This window comes from Nocardia neocaledoniensis, assembly GCF_029868625.1.
In the GTDB taxonomy this organism is placed as follows: domain Bacteria; phylum Actinomycetota; class Actinomycetes; order Mycobacteriales; family Mycobacteriaceae; genus Nocardia; species Nocardia neocaledoniensis_A.
This window is the reverse complement of sequence record NZ_JARWOJ010000268.1, coordinates 49,019-65,024: the sequence shown is the minus strand read 5'-3', so window position 1 is coordinate 65,024 and position 16,006 is coordinate 49,019. Positions and strand designations below refer to the sequence as shown.

Annotated in this window: 17 protein-coding genes; 7 read left to right on the top strand and 10 right to left on the bottom strand. The window is 69.5% G+C overall.

Annotated elements, in window-relative coordinates:
* Positions 1-57: 57 nt before the first annotated feature.
* The gene (locus tag QH270_RS20705; protein ID WP_280345014.1) at positions 58-1,164 is read right to left on the bottom strand and encodes a serine/threonine-protein kinase; all 1,107 of its coding nucleotides are present in this window, start codon (positions 1,162-1,164) and stop codon (positions 58-60) included.
* Between the two features lie 201 nt (positions 1,165-1,365).
* Here QH270_RS20705 and QH270_RS20700 point away from each other — a divergent pair, with 201 nt between their 5' ends.
* Positions 1,366-2,505 carry a metallophosphoesterase gene (locus QH270_RS20700; RefSeq protein WP_280345012.1) on the top strand — a complete coding sequence of 380 codons (1,140 nt, stop codon included), beginning with the start codon at positions 1,366-1,368 and terminating at the stop codon, positions 2,503-2,505.
* Positions 2,506-2,512: 7 nt separating this feature from the next.
* Here the strand turns inward: QH270_RS20700 and QH270_RS20695 are convergent, their stop codons facing one another.
* The 3 genes from QH270_RS20695 to QH270_RS20685 form a co-directional block, all read right to left on the bottom strand.
* Positions 2,513-3,538, bottom strand: coding sequence for a hypothetical protein (locus QH270_RS20695; protein ID WP_280345010.1), 1,026 nt, complete (start codon positions 3,536-3,538; stop codon positions 2,513-2,515).
* A gap of 34 nt (positions 3,539-3,572) precedes the next feature.
* Entirely contained in the window at positions 3,573-4,316 is a 744-nt protein-coding gene (locus QH270_RS20690) for an LppP/LprE family lipoprotein (protein ID WP_280345007.1), read from the bottom strand.
* A gap of 177 nt (positions 4,317-4,493) precedes the next feature.
* On the bottom strand, positions 4,494-4,964 hold the full coding sequence (locus QH270_RS20685) for a hypothetical protein (RefSeq protein ID WP_280345003.1): 471 nt from the start codon (positions 4,962-4,964) through the stop codon (positions 4,494-4,496).
* Between the two features lie 142 nt (positions 4,965-5,106).
* Between QH270_RS20685 and QH270_RS20680 the strand changes: the two genes are divergently transcribed.
* Both QH270_RS20680 and QH270_RS20675 read left to right on the top strand, forming a co-directional pair.
* Positions 5,107-5,469, top strand: coding sequence for a PadR family transcriptional regulator (locus QH270_RS20680; RefSeq protein WP_280345000.1), 363 nt, complete (start codon positions 5,107-5,109; stop codon positions 5,467-5,469).
* Positions 5,469-6,815, top strand: a complete 1,347-nt coding sequence (locus QH270_RS20675) for a permease prefix domain 1-containing protein (RefSeq protein WP_280344997.1) — start codon at positions 5,469-5,471, stop codon at positions 6,813-6,815. Before QH270_RS20680 ends, QH270_RS20675 begins: the two co-directional genes overlap by 1 nt.
* On the opposite strand, the gene QH270_RS20670 is transcribed toward QH270_RS20675, so the two are convergent.
* The 3 genes from QH270_RS20670 to QH270_RS20660 form a co-directional block, all read right to left on the bottom strand.
* Positions 6,816-7,199 (bottom strand): DUF1304 domain-containing protein, encoded by a 384-nt coding sequence (locus QH270_RS20670; protein WP_280344994.1) that lies wholly within the window; start codon positions 7,197-7,199, stop codon positions 6,816-6,818.
* Between the two features lie 69 nt (positions 7,200-7,268).
* Positions 7,269-8,288, bottom strand: coding sequence for a fatty acid desaturase family protein (locus QH270_RS20665; RefSeq protein ID WP_280344991.1), 1,020 nt, complete (start codon positions 8,286-8,288; stop codon positions 7,269-7,271).
* 58 nt (positions 8,289-8,346) lie between these two features.
* A complete protein-coding gene (locus tag QH270_RS20660) occupies positions 8,347-9,891 on the bottom strand; it encodes an MFS transporter (RefSeq protein WP_280345032.1) in 1,545 nt (514 codons plus the stop codon).
* A gap of 187 nt (positions 9,892-10,078) precedes the next feature.
* On the opposite strand from QH270_RS20660, the gene QH270_RS20655 reads away from it, so the two are divergent.
* Positions 10,079-10,813, top strand: a complete 735-nt coding sequence (locus tag QH270_RS20655) for an SDR family NAD(P)-dependent oxidoreductase (RefSeq protein WP_280344988.1) — start codon at positions 10,079-10,081, stop codon at positions 10,811-10,813.
* Positions 10,814-10,835: 22 nt separating this feature from the next.
* Here QH270_RS20655 and QH270_RS20650 read toward each other — a convergent pair whose 3' ends face one another.
* Positions 10,836-11,513 (bottom strand): class I SAM-dependent methyltransferase, encoded by a 678-nt coding sequence (locus tag QH270_RS20650; protein ID WP_280344985.1) that lies wholly within the window; start codon positions 11,511-11,513, stop codon positions 10,836-10,838.
* 270 nt (positions 11,514-11,783) lie between these two features.
* Between QH270_RS20650 and QH270_RS20645 the strand changes: the two genes are divergently transcribed.
* Positions 11,784-12,740, top strand: coding sequence for a GlxA family transcriptional regulator (locus QH270_RS20645; RefSeq protein ID WP_280344982.1), 957 nt, complete (start codon positions 11,784-11,786; stop codon positions 12,738-12,740).
* On the opposite strand, the gene QH270_RS20640 is transcribed toward QH270_RS20645, so the two are convergent.
* A complete protein-coding gene (locus QH270_RS20640; protein ID WP_280344979.1) occupies positions 12,724-13,434 on the bottom strand; it encodes a TetR/AcrR family transcriptional regulator in 711 nt (236 codons plus the stop codon). The two genes, QH270_RS20645 and QH270_RS20640, sit on opposite strands and share 17 nt — an antisense overlap.
* Positions 13,435-13,542: 108 nt before the next feature.
* Between QH270_RS20640 and QH270_RS20635 the strand changes: the two genes are divergently transcribed.
* Entirely contained in the window at positions 13,543-14,229 is a 687-nt protein-coding gene (locus QH270_RS20635) for a hypothetical protein (protein WP_280344976.1), read from the top strand.
* Positions 14,226-15,035 (top strand): SDR family oxidoreductase, encoded by an 810-nt coding sequence (locus QH270_RS20630; protein ID WP_280344973.1) that lies wholly within the window; start codon positions 14,226-14,228, stop codon positions 15,033-15,035. The genes QH270_RS20635 and QH270_RS20630 overlap by 4 nt, the downstream gene beginning before the upstream one ends.
* Before the next feature lie 207 nt (positions 15,036-15,242).
* Here the strand turns inward: QH270_RS20630 and QH270_RS20625 are convergent, their stop codons facing one another.
* The gene (locus QH270_RS20625) at positions 15,243-15,959 is read right to left on the bottom strand and encodes a histidine phosphatase family protein (RefSeq protein ID WP_280344970.1); all 717 of its coding nucleotides are present in this window, start codon (positions 15,957-15,959) and stop codon (positions 15,243-15,245) included.
* Between the last annotated feature and the right edge of the window lie 47 nt (positions 15,960-16,006).

Here is a 16,006-nt window from a genome sequence, read left to right as displayed (position 1 = left end):
GGTCGCGGGCACGGACGACCCTGCTTCTCGCCGGTGCCGCCGCCGCGATCGCCGGGGTCACCCCGGCCCGGGGGCTGGGCGCGGGGGACCCCCGGTACCCCGGGGGCGGCGGGCCCCGGCGCCGAGCGGGGGGGGGGGCGCCGGGCGGCCGGCCCCCGCGGATCCGCGGTTCACCGCGGCCAGCACCCCGGCCGCGGTGACCCCGGCGATCGCGGCGGCGGCACCGGCGAGAAGCAGGGTCGTCCGTGCCCGCGACCAGCGCGGCCCACCGGCCGGCGCCGATGCGGGCCGCGGCAGCACCGCGGTGTCCCCGGTGACGGTCCGGCCTGCCAGCGCGTCGACGGCCGCCTCGGCCAGCTCACCGCAGCTGGCGAACCGCTCGTCGGGATTCTTGGCCATGGCGCGCGCGATCACCGCGTCCAGCGCCACCGGCAGCGCCGGGTTGCCCGCCGAGGCCCGCGGTGGCGGTTCCAGCAGGTGCGCGCTGATCATCGCGCCCGGTGTCTCCCGCTGGAACGGGACGAATCCGGTGAGCAGCTCGTAGAGCGTGCCGCCGAGGGCGTAGACATCGGTGCGCTCGTCCAGCGGCGCGCCCTCGAGCTGTTCCGGCGCGGCGTAGGCGAGGGTGCCCAGCACCGAACCCGCCGAGGTGAGGCTGGTGGTCTCGCCCATGCTGCGGGCGATCCCGAAGTCGGTGACCAGGACCTCGTCGGCGCCGTCGTCGGCGCGCGCGATCAGCAGGTTCGCCGGTTTGATGTCGCGGTGCAGCAGGCCCTGCCGGTGCGCGTAGTCCAGTCCCTTGGCCGCTTCGGCGACGATGCGCACCGCACGCGCGGGCGTGAGCACCGACAGTCCCTGCCGTAGCAGGTGCGCGGCGTCGATGCCGTCGATGAACTGCATCGCGATCCACAACCGGTCACCGTCGACGCCACGGTCGAAGATCTGCACGACATTGGGATGCCGCAGCCGGGCGGCCAGATCGGCCTCCCGCTCGAAGCGCGCCCGGAACGTCGGTTCCACCGCGAGTCGCGCGTCGAGCACCTTCACCGCGTCCCGGCGTGGCAGCCGTGGATGCGCCGCGAGGTACACCGCGCCCATTCCCCCACCGCCGAGCCTGCGTTCGATGCGGTATCCCGCAAGGATCGCCCCTGGCTCGAACTCCATCGTCACTCCTTCCCCGTGAGTGCCCTCAGGCTATCCGCCGCCGCGCGCCCCTGTCGCGACCCTGATTCGCCGGTGCTGGTCACCCGCTCACCGCCGTGGTGACAGGAGTCCCGCGGACGCTCGGCGTACCGGCGCTAGGCTGGATGATCTATTCCTGGCCGCGACCTCGGCGGGGCGGCCCCCTGCGCAGAACGGGACCCCGTGAGATTCGCTGTACGTCTGATCTTGATCCTGCTCATCCCGGCGATCCTCGTCGCGCTGCCGTGGTGGACGCTGGTCGCCGCGCCGTCCGGCGGCGCGGGCGGGCTGTTCTGGCTCGGCTCCGCCGTGTGCCTGCTCGTCTACCTGTGCCTGCCCGCGGCGATGTTCTTCGGGCACGGGCCCGCTCAGTCCGACCCGGCGGTGATCGTCGGCGACATCTCGCTCGGGGTGCTGTGGGTGCTGTTCTCGTGGTCGGTGCTCGGTCTGTTCGCGCGCGGCGCCCTGGCCGTCGCCGGCGTGGACGGTCTCGTGGCGGCCCGGGTCGTCGCAGCCGTGGTGCTGATCGTCTCGGTCGCGTTGATCGCGTGGGGTGGGTACGAGGCCCGGCGGATCCCCCGGGTCCGCACCGTCGACGTCGCCCTGCGCGGCCTGGCCCCCGGTCTCGACGGGCTGCGCGTCGTCGTGGTCACCGATACCCACTTCGCGGCACTGGACCGGCTGCGCTGGTCGGAGCGGATCGTCGAGGTGGTCAATGCCCAGCGGCCCGATATCGCCTGTCACGCCGGTGATCTCGCCGACGGTTCGGTGGCGAAACGCAGCGCCCAGGTCGACCCGCTCGCCCGCGTCGAGGCCCCGCTCGGCCGCTACTACATCACCGGCAACCACGAATACTTCGGGGACGCGCCGGGCTGGATCGACCACATGGCCGCGCTCGGCTGGCAGCCGCTGCGCAACGAGCACCGCACCATCGAGCGCGACGGCGATCGGCTGGTGATCGCGGGCATCGACGACCCGACCGGCGCCGGTCTCCCCGGCCACGGCCCCGATCTGCCCGCCGCGCTCGCCGGCGCCGACCCCGCGCTGCCGGTCGTCCTGCTGGCGCATCAGCCCAAGCAGATCATCGACAGCGCGGCGGCGGGCGTGGCCCTGCAGATCTCGGGACACACCCACGGCGGCCAGATCTGGCCGTTCCACTATCTCGTGCGCCTCGACCAGCCGGTCGTCGCCGGGCTGAGCAGGCACGCGAACAACACCCAGCTCTACACCAGCCGCGGCACCGGCTTCTGGGGACCGCCGCTGCGCGTATTCGCGCCGAGCGAGATCACCGTGCTGGTCCTGCACCCGGACCCGGCCCGCTGACCCGACATCAGCAGCGTTCGTACCGACGAACGAAGGGCTCGGACTCCGGCGCGACCTCGCGTCCCGGTTCCGGGCACCCACCGACGAAGACCGCGAGACCGGCACCCTGGCGGCTGATGATCTTGTAGTCGACCACGTCACCGCGCTGGGACAGGTAGCGCAGATGGCGGTCGGCGAGAAGGGTCATCTGCTCGGCGCCGAATTTCTCTCCGAGGGGCGGGAATACGGTGATCGCCAGCGTCCGGCCCGCCTTCTCGGGCGGGTCGAACACCGACACCTCGGCGATGTACGGAGTGGGTTGATCGGTCAGCAACCACTCCCACAGGCCGAGTTCGCTGTCGGTGGGAAAGCGATGGCGGGGGTTCGCGTGAGTCACGCCGGGCTCCAGTGACGAGTAGAGCTCGGACATGCTCCCCCCATGCGTGGGAGACACCGTCCAGTTGTTGGCGGCCAGTTCCGGGAAGTCCCGAATGATGCGGCGCATCGCCGCGATGGCACGCTGGGGTTCGGCCTCCGATCCCGCTCGGACATCGATGGATCCGGCGATTCCGTCGGCGCCGCCGGTGGTATCGACACCGCCGGACCAGTGGATCTGGGCACCGATATCGGCCGAGGACACCCGGGTCCAGGTGGCGGCCGCGTTCGCTTCCACCTCAACGGTCCGCCCGAATCGCCAGCTCCCGTAGTAGGAGTGGGTCGCCCGGCGAATTCTGACGATGGTCGTGTCGCCGTGATAGTGCGACGGCAGTTGCTGGGCGCCCATGACCAGTACGACCGGCGCGGTCTCGGCCGGCGTGGCGCCGTCCGCGAGCCGCACGTCGAGCAGGGACGTGTAGTACGAGTTGGGGCCGTACGGGTGGTACTCGAACGCATGCGACGCGTCGTCCACTCCCGGAAGGGCCTCGACGGCAGACTCGATCACCCGCGACCAGCTGTCACGCTCGTCCTGATCGGGCCCTTCCGCGTAGAGCGAGCAGCCGGCCAGCAGGACCGCCGCCATCATCGCCACGACGGCGGGCACGGTGAAACGCATGGCGTTCATCCTGCCAGCCGGCGCGGCCGGGCGACTAGCGCTGCGGCTGGGTCACCTCTCGCGGAAGTGGGCCGCTCATCACGACATTCGAGCCGTTCCAGGTGTAGTGGATGGCCACCGGACCACCCTGCGGCGCGGCGAAGGGCTCGTCGCCGGCGAGCCACTTGTATTCGACGGTGACGACATTCGTGGTGTAGCCGACCACCGAGGTGAACGCGTACGGCTCGGACGTGGCCGTGCCCAACCACTGTCCGTCGTGGAAGAACAGCACATGGATCGGCGCGCCCGCGGAGTTGCCGCCGACCGCCTGCACCCACAGCAGGTCGGCGCACTGGCCGGGGATGTCGTTCGATCCGCGCTGTGCGTGCCAGCCGTCGCCCAGCCGGGCCAGCGCGTTGCGCACCCCGGTGGAGGTGATGTCGATGCACTTGCCCGGTCCGCTGATGTCGTTGCCCGCCGGCGGCTGGGACACCTGCGTCGTGTCCGGCGTCGCTCCGCCGTTCTGGCCACCCGAGGAACCCTGCCCTCCGGACGAACCCTGCCCTCCGGTCGAACCCTGGCCACCGGTCGAACCCTGTCCACCGGTCGAACCCTGCCCTCCGGACGAGTCCTGTCCGCCCGCGGGCTGTTGACCACCGGTCGGGGCCGGAGTGCCCGCTGTGACACTGGCTTTCGCCGACGTCGGAGCCGAACCCGTCGAACCACCGTCCCCGGTGCAGCCCGCCACCGCCGCCGCGGCCACGACGATCAGCGCACCCATCCGCACTACGTTCTTCATGACGTCCTCGATTCCCTGTCGCCGCGCGATCGCGCGTTCTGCTGACTCCATCGAGCCCCCGGGAACCCCTGTTAGGCGGATTTCGCCGATCCGCACCCTAGGGTGGCAAACCCTAACCCCCGCCGAACGATCACGGCCGGGTCACCCATCGGGTGCCCGGCCGGAAACGGTTGTCGCTCAGAGGATGTCCGTGGTCCCCGAACAGTTGACCGGCGGAACCGGGACCAGACCCGTGTTCACGATCGACAGGTCGATGCGGACCGGACCGGCGCCCGTCGGCACGTCGGCGAAGTAGACGGTGCCGCCGGTGCCGAACATCGAGGAGATGTTCGTGTGCCCGGTCAGCGACCCCGAGGCCCCGGTGGCCAGGTTCGTCCAGGTGAGCGTGGGATGGGTCTGATAGCCCCAGATGCTCGCCCCCGAGTGCACGGTGAAGGTCGGCAGCCCGGACACGTCCCGGATGTAGGAGACGATCACCTGGTTGCTGTACGGCACATCGACGATGTTCGGGCTGATCCCCAGGCAGTTGATGCCGACCAGGCTGCTGGGCAGGGCGCTCGCCGTGCCCGCTCCCGCGACCATCGTCCCCGCCACCGCGGCCAGCGCGGCTGCCGTCCCGGCGATCTTGGACCTCGACAGTAGAGCCATTGACGTTCCTTCCACTCGTGGTGAAATACCCGCTCACCGTATCGATCGGGCACCGGCGGGTCGTTACTGAACGCAAGCATCATCCGCCCACATACCTAGATCTGCTAGGTTATGACCTAGAGGTTCTAGGTATAGGAGTCCGATGCGGATAGACAAAGATCTCGTAGCGGCCTCGGCGACGCCGCTGGTGCTCGGCATCCTCGCCGAGGGCGAGTCGTACGGGTACGCGATTCTCGAGCAGGTCAACGCGCTCTCGCGCGGGCGTATGCAATGGACCGACGGCATGCTGTACCCCCTCCTGCACCGGCTCGAGCGGCTCGGCCACGTCACCTCGACCTGGCGCACGTCCGAGAGCGGGAGGCGGCGCAAGCACTATCTGATCACCGACTCGGGCCGCGCGGCCCTCGCGGAGCGCCGCGCGCAATGGGCCGTGGTCGCCGAGGCGCTGGACCAGGTGTGGCGCAGCACCGTGCTGCCGCCGACGGTGGCGAAGGGATGGGCGTGATGGACACCGAGCCGGAACTGCAGGCCCACATCGATCAGTGGCGCGGATACGTCCAGCGGCACCGCGCGATCTCGGTCGCCGACGTCGACGAGATGGAAGACCATCTGCGCGAACAGGTCTCGACGCTCCAGCGCGGCGGGCTCACCGACGACGAAGCGTTCCTGGTCGCCGTCAAGCGCATGGGCAGCCTCGACGCCATCTCCCGCGAGTTCGCCCGCGAGCATTCCGAACGCCTCTGGAAGCAGCTCGTACTCGTGCCCAGCGAATCCGAAGAGGCCGAGCGGCAAGGCAATCGGGAACTGGCGGTGGTGCTCGCGCTGGCCGTCGGCGCGGCCCTGTCGGTGAAGGCGGGCTTCGCGCTGCTGCCCGAGGCCGCGCTCGGCCTGAACGTCAGCCTGCTGATCCTGCCGTTCCTGGCGGGGTACTTCGCCTGGAAACGCCAGGTGAGCGCGAAAGCCGCGGCGGTACTGGTCGTTCCGTTCGTGCTCGCCGCGCTGGTGCTGAACCTCTATCCCTTCGAGCGCGGCAGCGCCACCGAGGTGATCGCCGCCATCCACGCGCCGATCGCGCTGTGGTTCGTCGTCGGGCTCGCCTACGTGGGCGGTGACTGGCGGTCGGATCGCCGCCGGATGGACTTCATCCGGTTCACCGGCGAATGGTTCGTGTACCTCACGCTGCTCGCCCTGGGCGGCGGCGTACTGATCGGGTTGACGGCCGGCGCCTTCGGCACCCTCGACATCGATATCGAGCCGGTGCTCGAGGACTGGGTCCTGCCGTTCGGCGCGGCGGGCGCGGTCGTCGTCGCGGCGTGGCTGGTCGAGGCGAAACAGAATGTGGTCGAGAACATCGCCCCGGTACTGACCAGGGTGTTCACCCCGTTGACGATCTTGATGCTCTTGGCGCTGCTCGTCGCGTTCGCGACCACCCGCAGCGTGCTCGACGTCGACCGGGAACTGCTGATCCTCATGGACCTGATCCTGGTCCTGGTCCTCGGCCTGCTGCTCTACACGATCTCGGCCCGCGACCCGCTGGCCCCGCCCGGCTTCTTCGACCGCGTCCAGCTGGTCCTGGTGGTCAGCGCGCTGGCCGTCGACGTGGTGATGCTCGCCGCCATGCTCACCCGCATCGCCGAATTCGGTTCCACCCCCAACAAGGTCGTCGCCCTCGGCATGAACGTGGTGCTGCTGGTCAACCTCGCCTGGTCGATGCGCCTCACGCTCGGATTCCTGCGCGGCACCCACCGTTTCGCCGACCTCGAACGCTGGCAGACCCGCTACGTCCCGGTCTACGGCACCTGGGCCGCCGCCGTGGTCGTCGCCGTCCCGCCGCTGTTCTCGTTCACCTGATCACAGGTACGCGAGAACCAGTGCGGCACAGCCGATGAGCGGCGGAACGAGCTGGATGAGCGCGGGGCGGGCCTTGTCGGGCGAGGACGCGAGCAGCACCACGCCCGCCGCGACCATCGAGCCCGCCCCGGCCAGCACCAGCGCGAGCCCGACCCCGGTGTCGCCGAACATCGTGAAGCCCATGCCGACCGCAGCGACGATCGCCAGGAACAGGTTGTAGAAACCCTGGTTGAACGCCATCTCCCGGGTCGCCTCGGCCTCCGCCGCCGAGATCCCGAACGTCGCCCTGGTTCGCGGGTGGGTCCACCGCAGCGACTCCATGACGAAGATGTAGCCGTGCAACAGCACAGCGATCCCGACGAAGACCAGCCCGACAACCGTCATCGCTCCACCTTCCACCGGCCCGGCGACCACCGGGCATCCCCGCGATTATCACCCGGCGCGGGCCGCTGATCAGCGCGGTGTGGCGGCGTGGCGGCCCACCTCGTCGAGGTGGGCGAGGGCCTGGGCGTAGGACTCGAACAGGCCGGTCTCGCAGTAGGGCACGCCGATCTCGCGGCAGAACTGCGCGACGATCGGCTGCGCCTTGCTCAGGTTGGCGCGCGGCATGGACGGGAACAGGTGGTGTTCGATCTGGTAGTTGAGGCCGCCGAGGGCGGTGTCGACGAGGAGGCCGCCGCGGACGTTGCGGGAGGTGAGCACCTGCCTGCGCAGGAAGTCGGTGTTGTCGCCCGGGGGCAGCACCTCCATGCCCTTGTGGTTCGGCGCGAACGTGCAGCCCATGTAGAAGCCGAACAGGCCCTGCTGAACGGCGATGAACGCCAACGCTTTTCCTGGGGAGAGGACGAGGAAGGGGGCACCGAGGATCAGCGCGCCGTGCGCGGCGAGCAGCGCCCCCTCCACAGCCCGGTTGGGGATGGGCCAGCGGAACACCGCGCGCACGCTGGAACGGTGCAGGCTGCCGCCCTCGAGCAGGAGCATCGGGAAGAACAGCCAGGCCTGGTACCGGAAGACGAATCGACGCCAGCCCCGGCCCGCCGCGGCGCGTTCACCGGAGAAGGCCAGCACACCCATGGCGTCGGGATCGGCTCCCTCGGTGTTGGGATGCGCGTGGTGGCGATTGTGATTGCTGGTCCACCAGCCGATGCTGAGCCCGATGGCCAGGTTGCCGGCGATCAGCCCGTAGAGGTAATTGGCCCGTCGCGACCCGAAGATCTGCTTGTGCCCGGCGTCGTGGCCGAGGAACGCGCACTGCGCGAACACCACCGCCAGGAACGCCGCGACCACCAGCTGCCACCACGAATCACCGATCAGCGCGAAGGCCACCCACCCCGCGACGAACGCCGCCGCGGTGAGCGCGCTTTTCCACGCGTAGTACGCCACACGCCGATCCAGCAGACCCGCCGCCCTGATCCGGCGCAACAGAATCGAATACTCACTGCCGCGCACCGGGGCGACATCAGACAAAGTCACGCACACAGCATGGCGGACGGAGACCACCACCAGGTGAACTCGGTCCATCCGACAGTGACTAGCCGACCTTCGCCCGTGGTCGTTCGGTGTCGAGGGCGGTGAACGCCGCGGCCGCCAGGATCATCACCGCCGACACCAGCAGGGCCACGTCCAGCCCGTGGTGAAAGGCGACCTTGCCCGTGGCGAGCACCTCGTTCACCTTCGACAGGTACTGCAGATACGGGCCGATGTCGACGCCCTCCGGGATGCGGCCGCGCTCCACCGCCTGGATCGCGTCGGGCTGCAGGGTGGCGGGCAGACCCAGTTCGGTCATCCTGGCCTTCAGGTCCCCGGTGAGGAAAGAGCTCACCACGGCGCCGAGCACCGCGACACCGAAGGCCGCGCCGACCTGGCGCATCGTATTGGTCACCGCGGCCGCCATTCCCGAATGCTCGGCGGGAACGCCCGACATCACGGCCGAGGTCAACGGCACCACCGCGATGCCGAACCCGACGCCTGCCACGGCCATCGCGGCGGCCAGCCACGGATCGTTCAGCGCCCCCGACAGCTCGTGACGGGTGAGCAGGATGCCGATCGCACCGACGACGCAGCCGAGGATCATCGGTATCCGCGCACCGTGCCGTGCCACCCAGTACCCGGCCACCAGCGACCCGAGCACGATGGTGACGGCCATCGGCGTGAAGACCGCCGCCGTGCGCGCCGCCGAATAGGACTGCATCACTTGCAGATACATCGCGGTGAAGAAGAAGATCGAGAAGATGCCGAAGTACACGGCGAACGACACCACCAGCGCCCCGCGCACGACACGCAGCTTCAGATAGGCGAATTCGAGCATGGGCGCCCGCGCGCGCCGCTCGACGAACACGAACGCCACCAGCGCGAGCCCACCGAGAGCGAACAGTCCCAGCACGGTGGGCGAGGTGTAGCCCTCGTCCTGGCCGACTGTCGCGGCGTAGATCACCGATCCGAAAGCCAGCGCGCCCAGCAACGCCCCGGCCCAGTCGACGGGTTCCTGGCGCGGGTCCGAACTCTCCGGTACCGACCACAGCGCGACGACCAGCGCCGCGGCGCCGATCACCAGGTTCAACCAGAAGATCGAGCGCCAGCCCCAGGTATCGACCAGCACACCGCCCAGCACCGGACCCGCGGCCAGTGCCAGCCCCGAGACCGCGGCCCACACGCCGACCGCCTTGGCCCTTGACCGCTCACCGGGGAAGATGTGCCGCAGCAGCGACAGCGTGCCGGGTTCCGACGCCGCGGCGCCGAGGCCCATGATGGCGCGACCCGCGATGATCAGCGCGACGCTGCTCGCCAGCGCCGAGACCACCGATCCGGCACAGAAGATCACCAGGCCGACCATCATCACGCGCTTGCGCCCGAACCGGTCCCCGAGCGAGCCGCCCGCCAGCATCAATCCGGCGAAGACCACGGTGTAGGAGTTGACCACCCACTGCAGCAACGTGACATCGGCGCTCATCTCCCGCCGGATCGCGCCCAGCGCGACGCTGACCACGGTGGTGTCGAGAAAGGTCACGAAAACCACGGCGACAACCGCCGCCAGGGCGACTCCCGGCCGTGCGGGCGCCCCCGGCGCCGTGTCCATCGGTCTCACCGCCACAGGCTACTTGCCGCGGCGACGCCACCGTCGGCCGAACCAGAGCCCGTCGTCAGAAGTTTCTTTCGGCGACATCTCACGAAAGCGCCCGCGCCGCCGTCTACCGAGTGAGGAGCCGCGGACGCCGCTCCTCACGCCGACCGCTCGGCGTCCGAACAATGAAGGGGCACACACCATGTCGACCGCAGTGATCACCGGAAGCAACCGTGGACTCGGCTTCGCGACGGCCGAGGCGCTGGCCGCGACGGGCACCCGCGTCCTGCTCACCTCGCGCCGCGAGGCCGACGCGAAGGAAGCCGCGGCGACGCTGACGGCGAAGGGATACGAGGCGCACGGGATCGAGCTGGATGTCACCGACGCCGACAGCGTCGCCCGCGCGGCGGAGTGGGTGCGTCAGAACTTCGGCACCCTCGACATCCTGGTCAACAACGCGGGCATCCTGCCGGAGGCCACCGACGGCGAGCAGCACGAGTTCGCCTCGCTGCCGCTGTTCCGGGAAACCTTCGACACCAACGTATTCGGCGCGGTCGCGATGATCGAGGCGCTGCTGCCGATGCTGCGCGCCAGCGCCGCGGGCCGCATCGTGAACGTGTCGACCACGATGGGTTCGCTCGCCGAACAGCTGAACCCGGAATCGCCGTACTTCGGCATGGTGCTGCCCGCCTACCAGAGCTCCAAGGCGGCGCTCAACGCCGTGACGATCGCCCTGTCCAAGAAGCTCGCCGACACCACGACCAAGGTGACCTCGGTGTGCCCCGGCTTCGTCCAGACCGACCTCACCCCGATCAACCGTGACCAGGCGCCGCTCACCGCCACCGACGCCGCCGCGGTGGTCGTGCGGGCGGCGACCCTGCCTGCCGACGCCCCGTCGGGTTCGTTCTTCGACATGAACGGCACCGTCGCCTGGTGATCGGACTCCGGATGCGCGGAGCTCAGCGGTAATACGAGCGGACCGAGGGTTGCCCGGTGTAGCCGGGCCCCTCGGTGTCGTCGGCACCCAGATAGGTCGCCGAGAAATGCGGCACCCGCGGTCCCACACCGCGCAGCCGGTGGGCGCGCCGGTCGTAGGCCAGGCCTGCGGCACGCAACTCCGCGAGAACGGTTGCGGGCACGACGCCCCGGATCTCGTCGAGGTCGAGATCCGCGCACAGGAGACCGCTCGCCGCGGTCCACTCCGCCATGGCCCGGATCATGGCGAGCTTGTCGCCGAGGTAGTGCAGCCCGTGCACGCAGGTCACCAGATCGGCCGGGCGATCCGGGGTCCAGGTCAAGGCGGAAGCGGCGACCAGACGCAGGCGCGGGGTGCGCGGCCGGGCGGCGAAGAAGTCGACCAGATCGACGCCGATCAGGGCCACCTCGGCGTCCGGAAACTCTCGGGCGAACCGGCTTTCGGCCTCGAGCAGCGCTCGACCGGAGCCACAGCACACATCGATCCAGGTGACCTCCGCCGTGGGATCGTGCCGCAGCCGTTCGGCCAGCCGCTCGTACGGATCGAAGCCGAGTTCGCGGGCATAGCTGTTGACGCCGGCGAGGCCGCGCTCGCGGTTCATCGCGTTGTTCGCCACCACGGCGGAGCGTTCGAGGCTGGTGTCGTCGAGGAGGTCGGGCACCTGGCCATTCTGGTCGACGCGAGAGCGCGCGGCCAGCTGCCGGCGGCCGCATCGTGCTGTTCGCGGGCGGGGTGGTCGGGTGGGACGGGGGTGCCGTGGCGGACGCGGGCGAACGCGTCGATGCCGCCGGCGATGTGGCGGACGGTGGCGCGGAGCGAGCGGGCGAATGCGGGGCGTGGGTTCTCTGCGATGACTGGCATAGGTCAACGATCGCAGTGGACGGGCAGTCGCGGGAGTGGCAGGATCGACATAAACCGATTGGATTTTGCCATGGCTCAGCAGCGACCCACCATCGCGGTTCCGCTGGTCGACGGGATGACCCTGTTCGAGATCGGCATGCCGCTCGAAGCGCTCGGCTACGACTGGGATCCGGGCGCGCCACCGCTCTACGACGTGGCGCTGTGCGGTGACCTGCGCGGCGTCCGCACCCACACCGGCGCCCGCCTGCACCCCCATCGGTCACTGCGCGCGCTCGCCACCGCCGACACGATCCTGGTGCCCGCGGTCCCGCCCGGACGCTCGGTCGGCGCACCTCTGCTCCGGGAACTGCGCCGGGCCGCCGCGCGTGGCGCCCGGGTCGCCGCCCTGTGCACCGGCGCGTTCGCCCTCGCCGAGGCGGGCCTGCTCGACGGCCGCCGCGCCACCACCCACTGGCGCCACGCACCCCTGCTCGAACGGATGTACCCGGAGGTCGAGGTGGACGCCCGCGCGATCTACGTCGAGGACGAAAACACCCTCACCAGCGCCGGTTCCGCCGCGGGCCTCGACCTGTGCCTGCATCTGATCCGCCGCGACCACGGCGAACGCGCCGCCAACACCATCGCCCGCAATCTCGTCATCGCCGCCCACCGCGATGGCGACCAGGCCCAATACGTCCACGCCGACCCCCTGACCGACGAGGCCTCCTGGCTCGACGATCTGCGCGCCTGGCTCCGCGACCGCCTCCCCCATCCCGTCACCCTCACCGAGCTGGCCGCCGCGGCGAACACCTCCCCGCGCACCCTGGCCCGCCAGTTCGCCCGCGACGTCGGCACCACCCCCATGCGCTGGGTCACCACCGAACGCCTCGCCGCCGCAAGGGAACTCCTCGAATCCACCACCCACCAGATCGACCACATAGCCACCGAAGTCGGTTTCGGCTCCCCCGTCACCTTCCGCACCGCCTTCACCCAGGAAGTGGGAATCTCTCCCCACCGCTACCGAACTCGCTTCACGGCGCGGGATTGATTCCGCTCCCGCCGCCGACCCTGTACGTCCCTGCTTCGAGTCTCGTCCGGGCGATGCCCGCCGCGCTTTCGCCCAGAGCGAGCCACAGCGATGCGATGTCCTCGACGAGCCGGCTCCGCTCGATCGTGGCGGTGCCGTCCACCCAGGACAGGATGGCCTGCGCGGTCCCACCGATCACAAAGGCCGGAGCGGTCGACGCGAGCGAGTCCTCCTCCAATTCGACGCCATGCACGCTGCGAGCGTGACCAACAAGGATCGCGGTCAGACCCTTCATCGCATCAGCACGCCGGCCATGGGCCGCCGGGCTGTCGGCCACACCACCGAGGAGGACGAGCGCCTTGCGCGGGTCGGTGCCCAAAGCGCCCACCACCGCGTCGACCGCGGCGCGTGCTTGCTCCGGCAGGGGAAGTTCGACCGACCGCAGATACGCAGTGACCGCAGCCTGACCGACCTCCGCCGCGACATCATCGATCACCGCGCTCGCCAGCATGTCGAGATCGGTGAAGCTCTCGTAGAAGTACCTCTTGTTGAGCTGGGCCTCGGCGCAGATCCCGGCGACAGTCGCTGAGCGCCAGCGATTCTCGGCCATGGCTGTCAACGCGGCATCGATAAGCCTGGACCGTCGGCGGCGGACGCGTTCCGGTGCCGACTCTCCCCCGTAACTACGTTCACCGGCCGCGGACACGCGTGCCATTCTCCCACTTCCCCGTACGCGACCTCACCATTGACAGCCCACATTCAATTCTGGCACAGTCTTGTACCAGAATAGACAGGCATCAGCCCGTACAGATTGGGAGGCGTGATGAACGCTGAACTCGAGGCCGTCGCAGTGTCGGGCACTACCGAACTGCGACCGTCAACCCCGACCACGATGCTGAGCGAACTCCGCGCGCTCGCCGAGCACAGCCCGACGCGAGCGCGTGCCGAAACATGGTCGTATCTCAGAGAATTGGGCAGCAGGGACGACCGCGAGGCCCTGTCACAGCTCTTCGGCGCCGGCGCCGAACCACGCGACCTCGACGGGAAGCTCGATGGTCAGATCGTCGGCAAGCTGTTCGGTATCCCCGAGGCGAAGCTCGCGAATCAGCTCATGCGGATCGATCCGACCTGGCGGGGCAAGTCGTTCGACCTGGCGGCGGGGACGGGCCTGAACCGGCTCTCGCCGCTCGCCATGGTGGCGATGCCTGTCGTCACGTTCGGATATCTCGGGCTTCGCATGGTCGGCGGGGAAGCGGAGGGGTTCGGCTTCGACCACTCGGTCCAACAGGGTCTGATCGAGCCACGGGTAACGGTGCGCGCCTTGGACTACGGCGTGCCACGGTACAGGAACCCCGGCGTCCGCACCTTCCCGATCCGCAAGACCCGCGACGAAATCGTCGAGCTGACGCCCGGCGTCTACCTGGGACGCGCATTGCTGCGCACGGACGCCGGCGAGATCCGCCTCATCGCGTACTTCGCGCTGCGGCACCCGGTGGGGAGCCCGCTGTGATCGACCTCGACGGCGCACGGGTATGTGTGACCGGCGGCGCCAGGGGCATCGGGCGCGCCACCGTAGCGGAACTCATCTGGCGCGGGGCGACGGTCTGGATCGGTGACCGTGATCTCCCCGCCGCTCAGGAGACAGCGGAAGAGCTCGGCGCTCACGCGTACCACCTCGATGTCACCAACCGAGCCAGCTTCGAAGAGTTCCTCCGGGCCGCGTCAGAGCGAGGGCCGATCGACATGTTGGTCAACAACGCGGGAATCCAGCACATGGGGCGCTTCGTCGACCAGGACCTCGACGCGTTGCAGCGGGAGCTGGCGATCAACCTGGGTGCGGTACTGACCGGGACCCGTCTCGTTCTGCCCGACATGATCCGACGCCGCCGCGGGCACATCGTCAACGTGTCGTCGATGGCAGGCAAGATCACCACTCCTGGGATCGCCACCTACTCCGCATCCAAGTTCGGCGTGGTCGCCCTCTCTCGGGCCCTCCGCGCCGAACTCGCGGGCACCGGTGTCACCCTGAGCACGATCCTGCCCGCCGCGACCCGGACGGACCTGACCGCCGGTGTCCGGTTACGTCTGCAACCGACCCTGGAGCCCGAACACGTCGCCGCGGCGATCGTCGACAGTGCCGGCCACGGGCGCGGCGAAATCACCGTGCCGCGGTATCTCGCACCGATCGGGCTCCTGGAGGAACTGATTCCCGCGCCGATCATGTGGCAACTCAAACGATTCGTCGGAGGCGCCGACTACGGCGCATACGACCAGGCACGGCGGCAGGCGTACCTCGACAGAACCCGGTTGTCCTGACGCCCGCCGAAAGGACTTGCCGAGGTGAACGCGACGCGTCGGGCAACTGGTCCGATGCGCACCGAAGCGAGTCGTGCCCGCACGACACGGTGGTACCCGGCTGGTACGCAACCGCTTCCACCTCGGACCGATGTCTCACAGCAGGGGAAGGCCCGGTGTCATCGTCGAACGCCAGTGCTCGACGATGACACCGCCCTGGTTCGGGCCTCAGGAGACGGCGTGGCCGTCCCAGGAGACGAGCTTCCAGCCCTTCGCCGGGCTGCCCTTCACGACCACCCGACCGGTGTTGTGCAGCGGATCGGACTGCAGCTTGCTCATGTCCGGGTTCGAGACCGACATGAGCGCCCAGATCATGATGGTGCCGCCGTGGGAGAAGATCACCGCGCGCTTGTCGCCGCGGTCCTGGACGTCCTGGATGGAGTCGTCGACGCGCTTCTTGAACTCGTGGCCGTTGAGGGAGCCGGGGATCCGGGCGTCCAGGTTGCCCTGCATCCACTGGATCGGCGCGGCGAGATAGCCCTTGGTCGCGTCTGCTTCCGGGGTGCCCTCGTAGTCGCCGGCCTCGATCTCGTGGAAGCCCTCCTCGACGATGGTGGACTCACCACACCGCGCCGAGGTCGGCTCCGCCGTCTGCTGGGTCCGGACCATCGTCGAGGCGTAGACACCGTCGAACTTGCAGTCGCCGAGGAACTCCGCGACCGCCGCGGCCTGCTGCCTGCCCAGGTCGGTCAGCCCGGGGCCCGGGATCGACGTGTCGATCAGCCCGGAGGCATTGCCCGCCGACTGGGCGTGCCGGACGAAGGTGAGAAACATTTCACCGGTCTGCGGCGCGGCGACCGCGCTACCGCTACCGGCCACGCTGAGCGCGGCCACCGAGACGATCGCACCGGCGATCGCGGACAGGCGAGACTTCATGAGACGCATCGGGAGAGCTCCTTAGTGGGCAGATCATGTGATCCGGGACACTAAGG

Excerpts from the sequence above, each read along its gene's own strand:
- QH270_RS20705 (WP_280345014.1), bottom strand. The coding sequence starts at position 1,164 with ATGGAGTTCGAGCCAGGGGCGATCCTTGCGGGATACCGCATCGAACGC.
- QH270_RS20680 (WP_280345000.1), top strand. The coding sequence starts at position 5,107 with ATGCGGATAGACAAAGATCTCGTAGCGGCCTCGGCGACGCCGCTGGTG.
- QH270_RS20645 (WP_280344982.1), top strand. The coding sequence starts at position 11,784 with ATGGCTCAGCAGCGACCCACCATCGCGGTTCCGCTGGTCGACGGGATG.
- QH270_RS20660 (WP_280345032.1), bottom strand. The coding sequence starts at position 9,891 with ATGGACACGGCGCCGGGGGCGCCCGCACGGCCGGGAGTCGCCCTGGCG.
- QH270_RS20675 (WP_280344997.1), top strand. The coding sequence starts at position 5,469 with ATGGACACCGAGCCGGAACTGCAGGCCCACATCGATCAGTGGCGCGGA.
- QH270_RS20695 (WP_280345010.1), bottom strand. The coding sequence starts at position 3,538 with ATGCGTTTCACCGTGCCCGCCGTCGTGGCGATGATGGCGGCGGTCCTG.
- QH270_RS20690 (WP_280345007.1), bottom strand. The coding sequence starts at position 4,316 with ATGAAGAACGTAGTGCGGATGGGTGCGCTGATCGTCGTGGCCGCGGCG.
- QH270_RS20625 (WP_280344970.1), bottom strand. The coding sequence starts at position 15,959 with ATGCGTCTCATGAAGTCTCGCCTGTCCGCGATCGCCGGTGCGATCGTC.
- QH270_RS20685 (WP_280345003.1), bottom strand. The coding sequence starts at position 4,964 with ATGGCTCTACTGTCGAGGTCCAAGATCGCCGGGACGGCAGCCGCGCTG.
- QH270_RS20670 (WP_280344994.1), bottom strand. The coding sequence starts at position 7,199 with ATGACGGTTGTCGGGCTGGTCTTCGTCGGGATCGCTGTGCTGTTGCAC.
- QH270_RS20640 (WP_280344979.1), bottom strand. The coding sequence starts at position 13,434 with ATGGCACGCGTGTCCGCGGCCGGTGAACGTAGTTACGGGGGAGAGTCG.
- QH270_RS20635 (WP_280344976.1), top strand. The coding sequence starts at position 13,543 with ATGAACGCTGAACTCGAGGCCGTCGCAGTGTCGGGCACTACCGAACTG.
- QH270_RS20655 (WP_280344988.1), top strand. The coding sequence starts at position 10,079 with ATGTCGACCGCAGTGATCACCGGAAGCAACCGTGGACTCGGCTTCGCG.